The organism is Pseudomonas sp. D2002, from assembly GCF_013385735.1.
GTDB lineage: Bacteria > Pseudomonadota > Gammaproteobacteria > Pseudomonadales > Pseudomonadaceae > Aquipseudomonas.
Genome location: NZ_JACAPL010000020.1, coordinates 117,758 through 131,779, shown reverse-complemented (window position 1 = coordinate 131,779; position 14,022 = coordinate 117,758). Strand labels below are relative to the sequence as shown.

The window sequence follows — 14,022 nt, the reverse complement described above, 5'->3', positions numbered from 1 at the left end:
ACTTCGGCGGGCACAGGCTATTTGGCGCTATCATTACGCCCTTGAACCAGACCACGAGATTGTTAATAGATGTCAGAACCAAAAGGTGTAAACGGCTACTTGATCACGAAGCGCGCAGACGGCTGGCACTTGATCAACTTCCACGGTGACAGCGTCGCCGGGGTATTCGAGACCGAAGCCATGGCGATTGCCGTCGCCGAAGTGTTTGTGGATGAAGCCGGTCACGCATCGAGCAAGCGACCGAAGGGCAAGTAAGCACATTCGCCCCGCGCACAAAGCCCCGTTAAGCGGGGCTTTTTTGTGTTTGTCTGTACCTTGATGGCCGTTCGCTATAATCTGCTGCCAACGCCCCACGACAGTGTCAGCGCCCCTTCAACACCCTCGACGACGACCCACACATGAACAAGATTCTGGCACTTACCGCGGCCCTCGCGCTGATGACCGGCTGCACCACCACCTCCGACACTTACCTCAAAAACGGCGAGCAAGGCCTGACCATTGACTGTTCAGGCGAGGCCAACTCGTGGGCCAGTTGCTACGAAAAAGCTGACGCTTCCTGCGCGGGCACCGGTTATCGCATTGTCGGCACCGACGGCACACCCTCGCTGAAAGAAAGCGACAAAACCCTGGGCAAGGACGTTGGCAACTACAAGAGCCGCAGCGTAGTTGTGGTCTGCAAGTAAGCCGCCGGGCTACAGGTGAATTTCAGCGAACTTGATCCCCAGTTCGCGCAACAGCGCTATCAAGTCATCCAGGCGCGGGAACGACTCGACCTCATCCTGTTCATCCACCAGGAAGTAACTGCGCCCGCCGCTTTTCTTGAAAAACACGATCCACTCACCCAGGTCGGCAGGGTTCTGAATGACATGGGTGGCCGATATCTGGCCCTCGGCATAGCGGGCTTTGACGTGTTCACGTTTCATGGCGGTTTTCCGAAAAAGACACATGCCGCGCAACCTCAAGGCTTGCGCGGCATGTTTGGCATTGAATAGCCGACAGTTTAACGGATGCCCTGGCCAATCAACACGCCATCAACGGTTTGCCCATACAGATTGACGCCATCGTTGGCGTGAAACTTCACGCGGGTTTTCTCCACCGAGCCCTCCACCAGGCGCGGGTCCTGCGGCCGCTCATGGCTGTTGACGTAAGCGGCGACGTCCCAGGCCTGCTGATCGCTCAAGCTGCCGCCCTTGCCCAATGGCATGTTGTGCTTGATGAAAGAGGCCGCCGTGTTGATTCGGTGCATGCCGGCGCCCCAGTTGTAGGAGTCTTTACCCCAAAGTGGCGGCATGACAAAGCTGTCACCGACCTTCTGCCCCTGCCCTTCGCCGCCATGGCACACCGCACATTGCCCCTTGTAGACCTCGGCGCCCTGAGCCAGGTTGTAGCCATTGGCCGGTTGCGCAACATCGGGATAACCACGCCCCGGCAGCTCCACACCCAAAGGCGCCTTGCTGGCCAGCCAGTAGGCATACACCGACAGCGCGGTAATCTCCGGGCTGTCGGCCGCCGGGGGTATGCCGCCGTTCATGCTGAACTGGAAGCAACCCTGTAAACGCTCGGCGAAGGTGTTGACCTTGTCATTCTTCTTCCGATAGGCCGGGTACATCGGGTACGCGCCCCACAGCGGTGCCGAGTTGGCGAGGCGGCCCTGGTCCAGGTGGCAGTTGCTGCAGTTGAGCCCGTTGCCGACAAATTGCGGCGCCAGGCGCTGGGTGTCGACGAACAACGCGTAACCCTGCCGGACCAATTTGCCGTAGGCGTTGTCAGGCAATTCGCTTTCTTGAGGCGGCTGGAATTGACTGGCCACCGGGTGCGCGGCAGCGGGCGGCAATTGCGACTGGTCTTCCATGGCGATCGTGGCGGCATGGGCCGGCAGTGCCAGCAACAGGCTCAGCGCGGGTGCAAACAGGCAGGGCTTCATGGCTTGGCCTCCACGGGCAGCGACGCGAAGTAGTGGGCGACGCCCTGCACTTCCTCGGGAGTCAGGGATTTGGCGATGTGGCCCATCAAGTCATTGGGATCATTACGTCGAGTGCCGTTCTGCCAGGCTGTCAATTGCGCGGTCAGGTAGGCGGCAGGCTGGCCGGCCAACGCTGGGAACGCATCGCCAACGCCCACTCCCGCAGGCCCATGGCAGCTGACGCAGGCGGGAATCTGCCGCTCCCAGGCGCCTTGCAAGGCGAGTTTCTGCGCTGCGTTGCCGGGCATTTCGCTGCGCGGCACCGTGGCAGGCGCCGGAAATGGCATCGCCGCCACGGCCTGGCTGACTGCAGCAATTTCGGCTTCAGTCAACGCCTTGGCCAGCGGCTGCATCACCGGGTTGCTGCGTGCGCCGCTGCTGAAGTCCGTCAGTTGTTTACGCACATACGCTGCCGGCAAACCCGCCAAGCGCGGGAAGCCCGCTGCGGCAAGTCCCAACCCATCGGCGCCGTGGCAGGCCACGCAGGGCATGGCACCCGGCTGTGAACCGCCTTCGGTGAATATTTTTTTCCCATCCAGCGCGTAGGCGTTGCCTAGCAACAGCAACAACGCGCCGCCCATTAACACTCGTTCCAGAGACATCATCACGGCTCCATTTTTATAGTTATATGCTTAGCTCACAATCGCATAAGCCTACAAATGGTAGGGTAATGACCTGCTCCCCACAACACCCAAAATCAGCACAAAAAAAAGCCCGGCGCTGCAGCTGCAGCGCCAGGCTTTTTTATCGGATTCAGTGCGCGGGATGAACCGGCAAGGCTCAGCCGGAGATACATTCCTCTGCGGCTTTCTTCACGTCGCCGGGGCGGATGGGTACATTGGACATGCTTTCATACAGCTTGATGCTGCTGCCACTGGAGCGCTCCTCGATTTCGAAGATTGCCGAAGGGTCAGCCGAGAATTTCTGCGGCACAATCACCTGCACACCGTCCTTATGCGGTTCGATCTGCGGCGGACGACGGGTTTCCGCCAATTTGTGTACAACGCACGCCGCATATTCCTGCGGCTTCTTCCCTGAAATGACCACCAATGTTGGCGGGGTCTGCTTGATATCTGCAACCGAAGCACATCCACCTAACGCCAAGGCCAGAACCAACACACTCCACTTCATACTAAAACCTCCGATAAAGACCCTACGACAGCGCAGAGAGGTATTTTCTCCCGCCAATGTAGGATTTATCTCTGAAAACACGGTGAATAACTGTTTTAAATTGTCGAAGTCGTCGACGACGACCCGATAATAAACTCGCTGGGGCTGATAAACTCCATCTTAACCTACGTATCATTCTGATTTTTCAGAAAAAGCCCTTCTGGAGACACCCGCATGAAATTCATCCACCAGCGCGAGCACCTCAACGAGGGCGACATCGTTGTCATCGAATGCTCGCAGACCTGCAACATTCGCCTGATGAGCGATGCCAACTTTCGCAGCTTCAAGAACGGTGGCCGCCACACCTACCATGGCGGCGCATTCGATAAATTCCCGGCGAAGATCACCGCACCCAGCACCGGCTTCTGGAACATTACCCTGGACGTGGTGACGCGCCGCGCCATCAGCGTTACGCGCAAACCGGCGTTGTCCCATAAAATTCGCATCGTTCGGCGCACCAGCACCAAGCTGAGCTGACCCGCACACTCGACAGGAAAACCGCTGTGACTACCACGACCAAATACGTCATCAAGTACAAGCTCAACGGCGAGCGTCGCTTCGAATTCGCGCAGTTGCACAGCAACGACGTTGAAGAAGCCAAGCAAGCCCTGGCGAAAATTCACGACGCCGAAGACGAAATCACCGACATCAACGTGAGCAAGGCGCTGTAAGCCATGCCAGGCCCTACTGGCGATCTGTTCGGCGATGAAGCCCTGCAACAACCCGCAGGGCGCGAGCAGATCGGCGAAGAGTCCTACGTATTACGGGGCTATGCCCTGCCCTGGATCGAGCGCCTCTTACCTGAATTGCGGCGGATACTGGCCCAGTCACCGTTTCGGCAGATGGTCACACCCGGTGGCTTTACCATGTCGGCGGCGCTCAGCAGCTGCGGCGAGCTGGGCTGGACCACCGACAGCAGCGGCTACCGTTACAGCCCGCTGGACCCGCGCAGCCAGCAACCCTGGCCGGCGATGCCCGACACCTTGCGCCAACTGGCCGCGCAGGCCGCACACGAGGCCGGTTTCAGCGACTTCGACCCGGACGCCTGCCTGATCAACCGCTATGTGCCGGGTGCCAAAATGTCCCTGCACCAGGACAAGAATGAACGCCGCTACAATGCCCCGGTGGTCTCGGTGTCCCTGGGCCTGCCGGCGATTTTCCTGTTCGGCGGCCATGAACGCGGCGACCGCACGCAAAAGATTTCGCTGTTTCACGGCGATGTGGTGGTCTGGGGCGGCGTTGATCGCTTGCGTTTTCATGGGGTGATGCCTATCAAGGACGGCGTGCACCCGATCATGGGCCCGCAACGCATCAACCTGACCTTTCGCACCGCCGGTTAATTTGACCGCAAGCTTCAGAGTGTCGAGAGGCCCCCGCGCGGTTAATCTGCCCGTGACCCGTCAAGAGTGCAGGCCATGAACAACCAACAAGACCCCCGCTGGGCCGCCATCGTCGCCCGCGACGCCAAGGCGGACACGCTGTTCGTCTACGGCGTTAAAACCACCGGCGTGTATTGCCGCCCCAGTAGCGCCTCGCGTTTGCCACGCCCGGAAAACATCGAATTCTTCGACACGCCGCAGCAAGCCGAAGCCGCGGGATATCGTCCCAGCAAGCGCGCCTCCGGTGACCAGACGCAATTGGCTGCGCACCACGCGCAACTGGTGGCCGATGCCTGCCGGCAAATCGAACAGGCTGAAACCCCGCCCAGCCTGGATTCACTCGCACGCCGCGCCGGATTGAGCCCGTTCCATTTCCATCGCGTGTTCAAAGCCATCACTGGCCTGACCCCAAAGGCTTACGCCAGCGCCCTGCGTTCGCGCAAAGTACGCGATGGCCTGAAGGGCCAGCATTCAGTGACCGATGCGCTGTATGACGCGGGCTTCAATTCCAACAGCCGCTTTTATGAGTCCGCTGACCAGCTACTCGGCATGAAGCCCAGCGACTACAAGGCCGGCGGCACCAACAGTGAAATTCGTTTTGCCGTGGGCCAGTGCTCGCTGGGGGCAATTCTGGTGGCCCAGAGCCAACGCGGTGTGTGCGCGATTTTGCTCGGAGATGACCCGGACAAACTGGTGCGTGACCTGCAAGACCAATTCCCCAAGGCCGAACTGGTCGGCGCGGACCGCGACTTCGAACAGTTGATCGCCCAGGTCGTGGGCTTTATAGAGGCGCCCGCACTGGGCCTGGATTTGCCCCTGGATCTACGCGGCACCGCGTTTCAGGAACGGGTGTGGCAGGCACTGCGCGAAATCCCGGTGGGCAGCACCGCCAGCTACGCGCAGATTGCCCAGCGCATCGGCGCACCGAAGTCCTTTCGCGCCGTGGCTCAGGCGTGCGGTGCTAACCACTTGGCCGTGGCGATCCCCTGCCATCGCGTGGTGCGCAGCAATGGCGAGCTGTCGGGCTACCGCTGGGGCGTTGAGCGCAAGCGCCAGTTGCTGGAGCGCGAAAACCGCTGAACCGCCAGCGGACGCCGATGTGGATCAGCACCACGTCATCCGCCTGGTACACCTCGAAGTCGGTGACACGCCGTGTTGGGGCATGCCATCGACTAACGATGGCGCACGAAACTGCGCCATCGTCCAGTGAATAAAACAGACTGGCCGGGTGCCAATGGCCCTGCTAAAACAGCGAAAAGCCCTACTAACGCTGGAGACGCATCCCATGAGCACCTGGCCAGACACGCGAATTCTCGACCTGCTCGGCATTGAAGTGCCGATCATCCAGGCCCCCATGGCCGGGGCAACCACAACGGCCATGGTGATTGCCGCCAATGAAGCCGGCGCGCTGGGCTCGATGCCCGCCGCGGCGCTCAGCATCGAGCAACTGCGCGAAGCCTTGACTACGATTCGCCAGGCCAGCTCGCGCCCTATCAACGTGAATTTCTTCTGCCATCAACCGCCCGCGGCCGATGCTGCACGCGACCGCCGCTGGAAGAATTTGCTGGAGCCCTACTACCGCGAACTCGGTGCCGATTTTGACGCACCAACCCCCGTGTCCAACCGCGCACCGTTCAATGACGCCGCCTGCCAAGTGGTCGAGGAATTTCGCCCCGAAGTGGTGAGCTTTCACTTTGGCCTGCCGGAAAAAGCCTTGCTCGACCGCGTAAAAGCCACCGGCGCCAAGGTGCTGTCATCGGCCACCACCGTGGAAGAAGCAATCTGGCTGGAACAGCATGGCTGCGACGCCATTATTGCGATGGGGATTGAGGCCGGTGGGCATCGGGGTTTGTTCCTCAGCGACGACCTGAATACCCAGATCGGCCTGATGGCACTGCTGCCGCAGATTGTCGATGCGGTCAGCGTGCCGGTGATTGCCGCTGGTGGTATTGCAGATGCGCGCGGCATTGTCGCGGCATTCGCCCTGGGCGCCAGCGCGGTGCAAATCGGCACGGCTTACCTGTTTACCCCCGAAGCCAACGTCAGCGCGTCCCACCACTCTGCGTTGCGCCACGCCCAGGCCAGCGAAACCGCGCTGACCAACCTGTTCACCGGCCGCCCGGCGCGCGGCATCGTCAATCGTGTGATGCGTGAACTTGGTGCGATCCACCCAGCCGCTCCCGCGTTTCCCACGTCCGGTGGTGCGTTGATGCCACTTAAAGCCAAGGATGAAGCCGGTTTCAGCAACCTGTGGTCCGGCCAGGCGTTGCGCCTGGGCAAAAACATTTCCACCTATGCGCTGACCCGCGAATTGGCCGCGCAGGCGCTGGCCAGGTTCAAATAGAACTGACGCCTGAGGCAACTTTGCACTGTACCGGCAATGGCCAACCGCTATATATTCCCATACATAGCGGTTACGCCTTCTACCTATAACGCGCCGTACACCTTCAAAGGAGCTGCTTCATGATGATCCGCGCCTCACGCCTCGCCCCTGCCCTGATTGCCGCCTTTGCCCTGGGCTCGGCCCACGCCGATGAAGTGCAAGTCGCCGTGGCCGCCAACTTCACCGCGCCAATCCAGGCGATTGCCGCCGACTTCGAAAAAGACACCGGCCACAAACTCGTCGCGGCCTACGGCGCCACCGGCCAGTTCTACACCCAGATCAAGAACGGCGCGCCGTTCGAAGTGTTCCTCAGTGCGGATGACACCACGCCAAAAAAACTCGATGACGAAGGCGCCACCGTCAAAGGTTCGCGCTTTACCTACGCGGTCGGCACCCTGGCGCTGTGGTCGGCCAAGGAAGGTTACGTCGATGCCAAAGGCGATGTTCTGAAGAAAAATGAATACCAGCACCTGTCCATCGCCGATCCAAAAACCGCACCTTACGGCCTCGCCGCCACCCAAGTGCTGGCCAAGGAAGGGCTGACCGAAAAGGTCGAGCCTAAGCTGGTCACCGGGCAGAACATCACCCAAGCCTTCCAGTTCGTCTCCACCGGTAACGCGGAGCTGGGCTTCGTCGCTCTGTCGCAGATTTATAAAGACGGCAAAGTCACCAGCGGTTCGGCGTGGATCGTGCCGGCCGCCCTGCATGACCCGATCAAGCAGGACGCAGTGATCCTCACCAAGGGTAAAGACAGCGCCGCTGCCAAAGCCCTGGTCGAGTACCTCAAAGGCCCGAAAGCCGCTGCGGTGATCAAGTCCTACGGTTACGAGCTGGCCCAGTAAATGCCGCTGTCGAGTGCCGATTTTTCTGCGATTTGGCTGACCGTCAAACTGGCGTCACTGACCACTGTGATCCTGTTGGTCATCGGCACTCCGATTGCCCTGTGGCTGTCGCGCACCCGTTCCTGGTGGCGCGGCCCCATCGGGGCGATTGTCGCGCTGCCGTTGGTGTTGCCGCCCACGGTGATCGGTTTCTACCTGCTGCTGACCATGGGCCCGAACGGCTATTTCGGCCAGTTCACGCAATGGCTGGGCCTGGGCACCCTGACGTTCAGCTTTGCCGGGCTGGTGATTGGCTCGGTGATCTATTCCATGCCGTTTGTGGTGCAGCCGTTGCAAAACGCCTTCTCCGCCATCGGTACGCGCCCGCTGGAAGTGGCCGCCACGCTGCGCGCCAATCCTTGGGACACGTTTTTCACGGTGATCCTGCCCCTGGCTCGCCCAGGCTTTATCACCGCGTCGATTCTGGGCTTTGCCCACACTGTCGGTGAATTTGGCGTGGTGCTGATGATCGGCGGCAATATCCCCAACAAGACCCGCGTGGTCTCGGTGCAGATCTACGACCACGTCGAAGCCATGGAATATGCCCAAGCCCACTGGTTGGCCGGCTCCATGGTGGTGTTCGCCTTCCTCGTATTGCTGGCGCTCTACTCCAGCCGTAAAACCAAGATGGGCTGGAGCTGATCGCCATGATTGATGTACGCCTGCAAATGCAATACTCGGGCTTTGCGCTGGATGTGGACTTGAAGTTGCCCGGCCGTGGCGTAACCGCGTTGTACGGGCATTCCGGCTCGGGCAAAACCACCTGCTTGCGCTGCATCGCCGGGCTGGAGCGGGCCGAGGATGGCTTTGTGCAGATCAACGATGACGTCTGGCAAGACAGCCGCAACGGCGTGTTCGTACCGCCGCACAAGCGTGCGTTGGGTTATGTGTTCCAGGAAGCGAGCCTGTTTCCCCATCTGTCAGTGCGGGCCAACCTGGAGTTCGGCCTCAAGCGCATTCCACGCACGCTTCGCCGCGTGGACATGGCTCACGCCACCGAATTGCTGGGCATCGGCCACCTGCTCGAGCGCCATCCGCAGCACTTGTCCGGCGGCGAGCGCCAGCGCATCGGCATCGCCCGCGCGTTGCTCACCAGCCCGCAATTATTGCTGATGGATGAACCGCTGGCGGCCCTCGACAGTAAACGCAAAAGCGAGATCCTGCCGTACCTCGAACGTCTGCACGATGAGCTGGATATTCCGCTGCTGTACGTCAGCCATGCCCAGGACGAAGTGGCGCGGCTGGCCGATCACATCGTTTTGCTCAGCGACGGCAAGGCCCTGGCCAGCGGCCCGATTGGCGAAACCCTGGCGCGGCTGGATTTGCCCCTCGCCTTGGGCGACGACGCCGGCGTGGTGATCGATGGCAGCGTCAGCGCCTACGACGAACACTACCAATTGCTCACGTTGCAGTTGCCCGACAGCGCCTTATCGATACGCGTCGCCCATGCGCCGCTGGCATTGGGCAAACAGCTGCGCATCAAGGTGCAGGCGCGCGATGTGAGCCTGAGCTTGCAGGCCCAGGAAGCCAGCAGCATCCTCAACCGCTTGCCGGTGACGGTGGCCGAGGAGATTTCGGCGGACAACAACGCCCATGTGCTGGTGCGCCTGGACGCCGGCGGCACGCCGTTGCTGGCGCGGATTACACGCTTCTCCCGCGACCAGTTGCAGCTGCATCCCGGCCAGGCGTTGTGGGCGCAAATCAAGGCGGTTGCGGTGCTCGCGTAAGTATTTGGCACCCGCGCAAAACCCTGCGGTCAATCAGACATACCGGCCTGATTACCGATAAGGATTTTGCACCATGCCCGACACCGCGCTGCCTGCCGACCTGCCCCGCGACCTGCATTACGTTGACGACACCCAACCCGGGATCCGCCGCAAGAAGGTGCGCGGCAAGTTCCAGTATGTCGACGCCAAAGGCCAGACCATCACCGATGCCGATGAAATCAAACGCCTGAATGCCCTGGCCGTGCCGCCGGCCTACACCGACGTGTGGATCTGCGCCGACCCGCGTGGCCATCTGCAAGCCACCGGCCGCGATGCGCGCGGGCGCAAGCAGTACCGCTATCACGCGCGCTGGCGTGAAGTGCGCGACACCGACAAGTATTCGCGCCTGCAAGAGTTCGGCAACGCCTTGCCAAAACTGCGTAAACAGCTGGAGGCGCAAATCGCCGAGCCCGGCTTCACCCGGGAAAAAGTCCTGGCCACGGTGGTGATGCTGCTGGACGCGACACTGATCCGCGTCGGCAATACGCAATACGCCCGCGATAACAAATCCTACGGGCTGACCACCTTGCGCACCCGTCATGTGGACATCAAGGGCAGCGAGATCAAGTTCCAGTTTCGCGGCAAGAGCGGCGTCGAGCATCAGATCAGCGTCAAGGACCGGCGCCTGGCCTCGGTGGTCAAGCGTTGCCTGGAATTGCCGGGGCAAAACCTGTTTCAGTACTTGGATGAGGACGGCGAACGCCATACCGTCAGCTCCCACGACGTTAACGCTTACCTGCACAGCCTCACCGGCGCAGACTTCACCGCCAAGGATTATCGCACCTGGGCCGGCACCGCCATGGCGCTGGCGGTGTTGCGCGAATTGCAGTGGCAGCCCGAGTCGGATGCCAAGCGCCATGTGGTGGCAATGGTCAAGGACGTCGCCAAGCAGCTGGGCAACACCCCGGCGGTGTGCCGCAAGTGCTATATCCACCCGGCCGTGCTGGAGCATTTCAGCCTTGGCGAGCTGTCCAAACTGCCCAAGCCACGGGTGCGCAAGGGCTTGAAAGCCGAAGAAGTCGCACTGGCGATGTTCCTCGAGCAACTGGCTGCGGACTTGCCGAAGAAAGCCAAGGTGGGTTAGCCTCTGAATCCCTTCTGACTCCCGGGATGACCGCCGACGTGAACAACTAAGCCTTCCAAAATGTAGCTGCAACGAGCCGCCTGGCGCGCTTGTTGGCCTGTTCGACATTTTTTTGGAGGTGCTGATGACTGACGTCAACCGGCTGCCCGTACTCGTTTCCCTGCAACACCTGACATTCCAGTTCGCCGATGGCGCGACCTTGCTGGAAAACCTCACCCTGTCGATCGATCACACGCCCACCGGGATTGTCGGCCGTAATGGCCGTGGCAAAAGCATCCTCGCCAAACTGATCGCCGGGCTGCTGGCGCCCTCCTCCGGCACGCTGAAAGGCTCGGCCAGCGTGGCCTACGTGGCGCAGACACTCGCCGTTCAACCCGGTGCAACCCTCGCCGATGTGACGGGCACCGCCGAGGTGTTGGCCGCCCTTGAACGCATGGCCCGGGGCGAACCCCAGGCGCACGACCTGGCGCTGATCGACGACCGCTGGGACCTCGCCCAGCAGCTGCGCACGGCGCTGGACGCCGCAGGCTTGCCCCACCTCGATGCGCACACGCCAGCCGAGCAACTCAGCGGCGGCCAACTGGCCAGAATCGCGGTGATCGGTGCGCTGTTGGCAACGCCGCAACTGCTGATTCTTGATGAGCCCACCAACCACCTCGACAGCGTCGGCCGTGACTGGCTGCTGAGCGTACTCGGCGCGTGGCGCGGCGGCCTGGTGGTGGTCAGTCATGATCGGCAGTTGCTCAACGCCATGGGCCGCATCATTGAACTCTCGCCACTGGGTGTTCAGGTGTACGGCGGCAACTACGATGCCTACCGCTTGCAGCGCGACGCGCAGCAACACGCCGCCCTCGCCGCCCTGGAACACGCACGCCTGGCGCGTAGCCGCGAGCGCCGTCGCCTGCAAAAAGATCATGACAGCCTGCAGCGCAATGCCGCCCGCGCGCGTAAGCACGCAGAAACCGCCAACGTCACCGGGTTTACCAAAGCGCGCTGGAAAGGCGCCGCGAAGGAAATTGTCAGCACTATGCGCAGTGAACATCGCGCGTATAAACATGAACTGGATGGGCAGGTGCGCCAGGCCTATGAACGCGTCGTCGAAGAACCGCCGACGCTGTTGGCCCTGCCCGGCTCGGCAGTGCCCAACGGCCGTCACGTACTGACGCTGCATAACGCCCAACTGCCGTGGCTGGCCCCGCAAGCGCCTTCAACTTACCTCACGCTCAACCTCATGGGCCCGCTACGCATTGCCGTGCGCGGGCCGAATGGCTGCGGTAAATCCACGCTGCTCAAGCTGCTGGCAGGAAGCTGGCAGGCGGTCAGCGGCGAATGCAGGGTGCACGTGCCCAGCGCGTATATCGATCAGCACGTGGCATTGCTGGACGACCATCGCTCCATCGTCGAACAGCTCAACCTGCTCGATACGCTCTTGGCCGAAGCCGAACTGCGCACGCGCCTGGCGTTACTGCATCTGGACGCACTGCAGGTGACGCAGCCGGCAAGCCGTTTGAGTGGCGGTGAGCGCCTGAAAGCCGCCATGGCGATTGCCTTGTGGCGCGAGGTGCCGGCGCAGTTGCTGCTGCTGGATGAGCCGACCAACCACTTGGACCTGGAGTCAGTACTCGCCTTTGAACAGGCGTTGCAGGGTTTTAACGGAGCGATGATGGTGGTGTCTCATGACGAGGCGTTTGTGCAGGCCATCCGGCCGACGCACCATTTGACCTGGCAACCCGAAGGCTGGCGACTGCAAGGTGTGTGAGGTCATTGCATGCGCGCTCAAAGCGTCCTACGGTAGTGGCCGAATAATCTCACCCGGGAGTCCAGCACCATGCTGCCTGCAGCGCGTACACCCTACGCCAAGGCCGCCCTCGCCCATCGTCAGCGTTGGCGAGGGCGGGTCGGTTTAATGTTGGTGGCGAGCCTTTCCGTGCTGGCCGGCATGACCGATGCCATCGGCTTTATGGCCAGCGGCGATTTTGTCTCGTTCATGAGCGGCAATACCACGCGGCTGGCGGTGGCGATTGGCGCGGGTGATGTGGGCCTGTCGGGGCGTTTGCTGTTGCTGGTCGCGATGTTCGTGGTCGGCAACGCCCTGGGCGTGGTGGTCAGCCGCCTGGCCAAACGGCATGCGCTGCCTTTGCTGTTGTGCATTGCGGCGTTGTTGTGCGGCGCGGCCTTGTGGCCTTTTGTCGATACCTTGCCGGCGTTGCTCGCAGCGATTATCGCCATGGGCATGCTCAATGCGGCCGTGGAAGAGGTCAACGGGTTGCCGGTGGGCCTGACGTATGTGACGGGCGCGCTGTCACGCTTTGGTCGCGGGCTGGGGCGCTGGATGCTGGGGGAGCGGCGCAATGGTTGGCGGGTGCAGTTGATCCCGTGGGCCGGGATGTTTGTCGGCGCGGTAATCGGCGCACTGCTGGAGCAGCAACTGGGCCTCAAGGCGCTGCTGGTCAGTGGCGCATTGGCGGCGGTGCTGGGGGTGGTGTCGCTGAAGATTCCCCGGCGCTGGCACTTGGGTTACATGCCGCGATAAGGATAAAAAGAGGCCCGCCCGACGTTTCGGCCTCGACATCCGTGTACCGGTAAAGAGCCATCACGTCGAGCGAGCGGGTGGAATGATAAGCGAATGTCCGGCGGCTGTCCCGCCGGGCATTTCCGAAAACCACTAAGGCAACGGCCTACAGGCAAGTCGCGAGTGCGGCGAGGCGGCGTTTAGCCGGCATCGTGTCCTCGCCCGCGAAGTAGTTCACGCTGGAACCGGCGCCTGCGCTGCGCACGTCGACAAAATAGTCGCCGCCGGTGGTGTACACCGTGAAGCCGCCGGTTTCGAGCGGTTCCTTGAAGCCACCGGCGTCAACGCCGAATACCGCTTCGTCCTGCCAGCCGAACTGGATGCATTGGGCAACCACCAGTGGGGCCTTTTCCGACGCCAGGGTCTTGTAAGGCGTACCGGTGCGCGCCTCCTTCATCTTCGAGCCCGCGCAACCGGACAGTGCTGCCACTACCAATGCGCCAATTACCACCTTCCGCATGCCATCGCCTCCTTGGAAAAACCGCGACTCTATCATTTGCAGGCGGCATTCAAGGATTATTACATCAAGGCTGGAGCCAGGAAGAAGGCGTTACCGGCCGCCGAATGAATTTTGTTTCACTGTGAAGGGAGGTGGCGCTGCCTATAGTTGCCAGGCTCATTTTTAAGAAGTCTCCCTTCTGCCCGCCCTCCCGCGGGCTTTTTTTTGCCTGCGCGGTGCGCAGATGCCGTACTCGGTCAAATGTGGGAGCTGGCTTGCCTGCGATGACCATAGTTATCTACACAACTTTGTAGCTGCCAACCGTACCCACGATGCGCAGCGAGCCGCTCTTGCTCTTGATCTGGCTTTTGATCTGGCTTTTGAT

The 14,022-nt window shown here is 61.4% G+C and carries 18 protein-coding genes; 13 read left to right on the top strand and 5 right to left on the bottom strand.

The window, feature by feature from the left end; all coding sequences use genetic code 11:
- The first annotated feature begins 69 nt into the window (after nucleotides 1-69).
- Together HX783_RS27305 and HX783_RS27300 are read left to right on the top strand one after the other, a co-directional pair.
- The gene (locus HX783_RS27305; protein WP_177018941.1) at nucleotides 70-255 is read left to right on the top strand and encodes a hypothetical protein; all 186 of its coding nucleotides are present in this window, start codon (nucleotides 70-72) and stop codon (nucleotides 253-255) included.
- A 143-nt stretch (nucleotides 256-398) separates the two neighbouring features.
- Nucleotides 399-683: a hypothetical protein gene (locus tag HX783_RS27300; RefSeq protein WP_159956668.1), complete on the top strand. Its 285-nt coding sequence runs from the start codon at nucleotides 399-401 to the stop codon at nucleotides 681-683.
- Nucleotides 684-692: 9 nt separating this feature from the next.
- On the opposite strand, the gene HX783_RS27295 is transcribed toward HX783_RS27300, so the two are convergent.
- From HX783_RS27295 to HX783_RS27280, 4 genes are all read right to left on the bottom strand, one after another.
- Nucleotides 693-923 carry a hypothetical protein gene (locus HX783_RS27295; RefSeq protein ID WP_159956670.1) on the bottom strand — a complete coding sequence of 77 codons (231 nt, stop codon included), beginning with the start codon at nucleotides 921-923 and terminating at the stop codon, nucleotides 693-695.
- 77 nt (nucleotides 924-1,000) lie between these two features.
- On the bottom strand, nucleotides 1,001-1,924 hold the full coding sequence (locus HX783_RS27290; protein ID WP_177018940.1) for a c-type cytochrome: 924 nt from the start codon (nucleotides 1,922-1,924) through the stop codon (nucleotides 1,001-1,003).
- Nucleotides 1,921-2,568, bottom strand: coding sequence for a c-type cytochrome (locus tag HX783_RS27285; protein WP_177018939.1), 648 nt, complete (start codon nucleotides 2,566-2,568; stop codon nucleotides 1,921-1,923). Before HX783_RS27285 ends, HX783_RS27290 begins: the two co-directional genes overlap by 4 nt.
- Nucleotides 2,569-2,743: 175 nt before the next feature.
- Nucleotides 2,744-3,094 carry a hypothetical protein gene (locus tag HX783_RS27280; protein ID WP_159956676.1) on the bottom strand — a complete coding sequence of 117 codons (351 nt, stop codon included), beginning with the start codon at nucleotides 3,092-3,094 and terminating at the stop codon, nucleotides 2,744-2,746.
- Between the two features lie 213 nt (nucleotides 3,095-3,307).
- Between HX783_RS27280 and HX783_RS27275 the strand changes: the two genes are divergently transcribed.
- From HX783_RS27275 to HX783_RS27225, 11 genes are all read left to right on the top strand, one after another.
- A complete protein-coding gene (locus HX783_RS27275) occupies nucleotides 3,308-3,610 on the top strand; it encodes a DUF1883 domain-containing protein (protein ID WP_003173824.1) in 303 nt (100 codons plus the stop codon).
- Between the two features lie 26 nt (nucleotides 3,611-3,636).
- On the top strand, nucleotides 3,637-3,804 hold the full coding sequence (locus tag HX783_RS27270) for a hypothetical protein (RefSeq protein WP_177018938.1): 168 nt from the start codon (nucleotides 3,637-3,639) through the stop codon (nucleotides 3,802-3,804).
- 3 nt (nucleotides 3,805-3,807) lie between these two features.
- Nucleotides 3,808-4,473, top strand: a complete 666-nt coding sequence (alkB, locus tag HX783_RS27265; RefSeq protein ID WP_159956678.1) for a DNA oxidative demethylase AlkB — start codon at nucleotides 3,808-3,810, stop codon at nucleotides 4,471-4,473.
- Between the two features lie 75 nt (nucleotides 4,474-4,548).
- The gene (gene ada, locus HX783_RS27260; protein WP_177018937.1) at nucleotides 4,549-5,592 is read left to right on the top strand and encodes a bifunctional DNA-binding transcriptional regulator/O6-methylguanine-DNA methyltransferase Ada; all 1,044 of its coding nucleotides are present in this window, start codon (nucleotides 4,549-4,551) and stop codon (nucleotides 5,590-5,592) included.
- A gap of 205 nt (nucleotides 5,593-5,797) precedes the next feature.
- On the top strand, nucleotides 5,798-6,856 hold the full coding sequence (locus HX783_RS27255; RefSeq protein ID WP_177018936.1) for a nitronate monooxygenase family protein: 1,059 nt from the start codon (nucleotides 5,798-5,800) through the stop codon (nucleotides 6,854-6,856).
- Nucleotides 6,857-6,975: 119 nt separating this feature from the next.
- Nucleotides 6,976-7,737 carry a molybdate ABC transporter substrate-binding protein gene (gene modA, locus HX783_RS27250; protein ID WP_177018935.1) on the top strand — a complete coding sequence of 254 codons (762 nt, stop codon included), beginning with the start codon at nucleotides 6,976-6,978 and terminating at the stop codon, nucleotides 7,735-7,737.
- Nucleotides 7,738-8,418 (top strand): molybdate ABC transporter permease subunit, encoded by a 681-nt coding sequence (modB, locus tag HX783_RS27245; protein ID WP_177018934.1) that lies wholly within the window; start codon nucleotides 7,738-7,740, stop codon nucleotides 8,416-8,418.
- A gap of 5 nt (nucleotides 8,419-8,423) precedes the next feature.
- Nucleotides 8,424-9,503, top strand: coding sequence for a molybdenum ABC transporter ATP-binding protein (gene modC / locus HX783_RS27240; protein WP_177018933.1), 1,080 nt, complete (start codon nucleotides 8,424-8,426; stop codon nucleotides 9,501-9,503).
- Nucleotides 9,504-9,576: 73 nt separating this feature from the next.
- The gene (locus HX783_RS27235; protein ID WP_177018932.1) at nucleotides 9,577-10,626 is read left to right on the top strand and encodes a DNA topoisomerase IB; all 1,050 of its coding nucleotides are present in this window, start codon (nucleotides 9,577-9,579) and stop codon (nucleotides 10,624-10,626) included.
- Nucleotides 10,627-10,750: 124 nt separating this feature from the next.
- Complete coding sequence (locus HX783_RS27230; RefSeq protein ID WP_177018931.1) at nucleotides 10,751-12,385, top strand: ABC-F family ATP-binding cassette domain-containing protein; 1,635 nt, start codon at nucleotides 10,751-10,753, stop codon at nucleotides 12,383-12,385.
- Between the two features lie 69 nt (nucleotides 12,386-12,454).
- Complete coding sequence (locus HX783_RS27225) at nucleotides 12,455-13,159, top strand: YoaK family protein (protein ID WP_177018930.1); 705 nt, start codon at nucleotides 12,455-12,457, stop codon at nucleotides 13,157-13,159.
- A 145-nt stretch (nucleotides 13,160-13,304) separates the two neighbouring features.
- Here HX783_RS27225 and HX783_RS27220 read toward each other — a convergent pair whose 3' ends face one another.
- Nucleotides 13,305-13,658: a hypothetical protein gene (locus HX783_RS27220; protein ID WP_177018929.1), complete on the bottom strand. Its 354-nt coding sequence runs from the start codon at nucleotides 13,656-13,658 to the stop codon at nucleotides 13,305-13,307.
- Nucleotides 13,659-14,022: the final 364 nt, after the last annotated feature.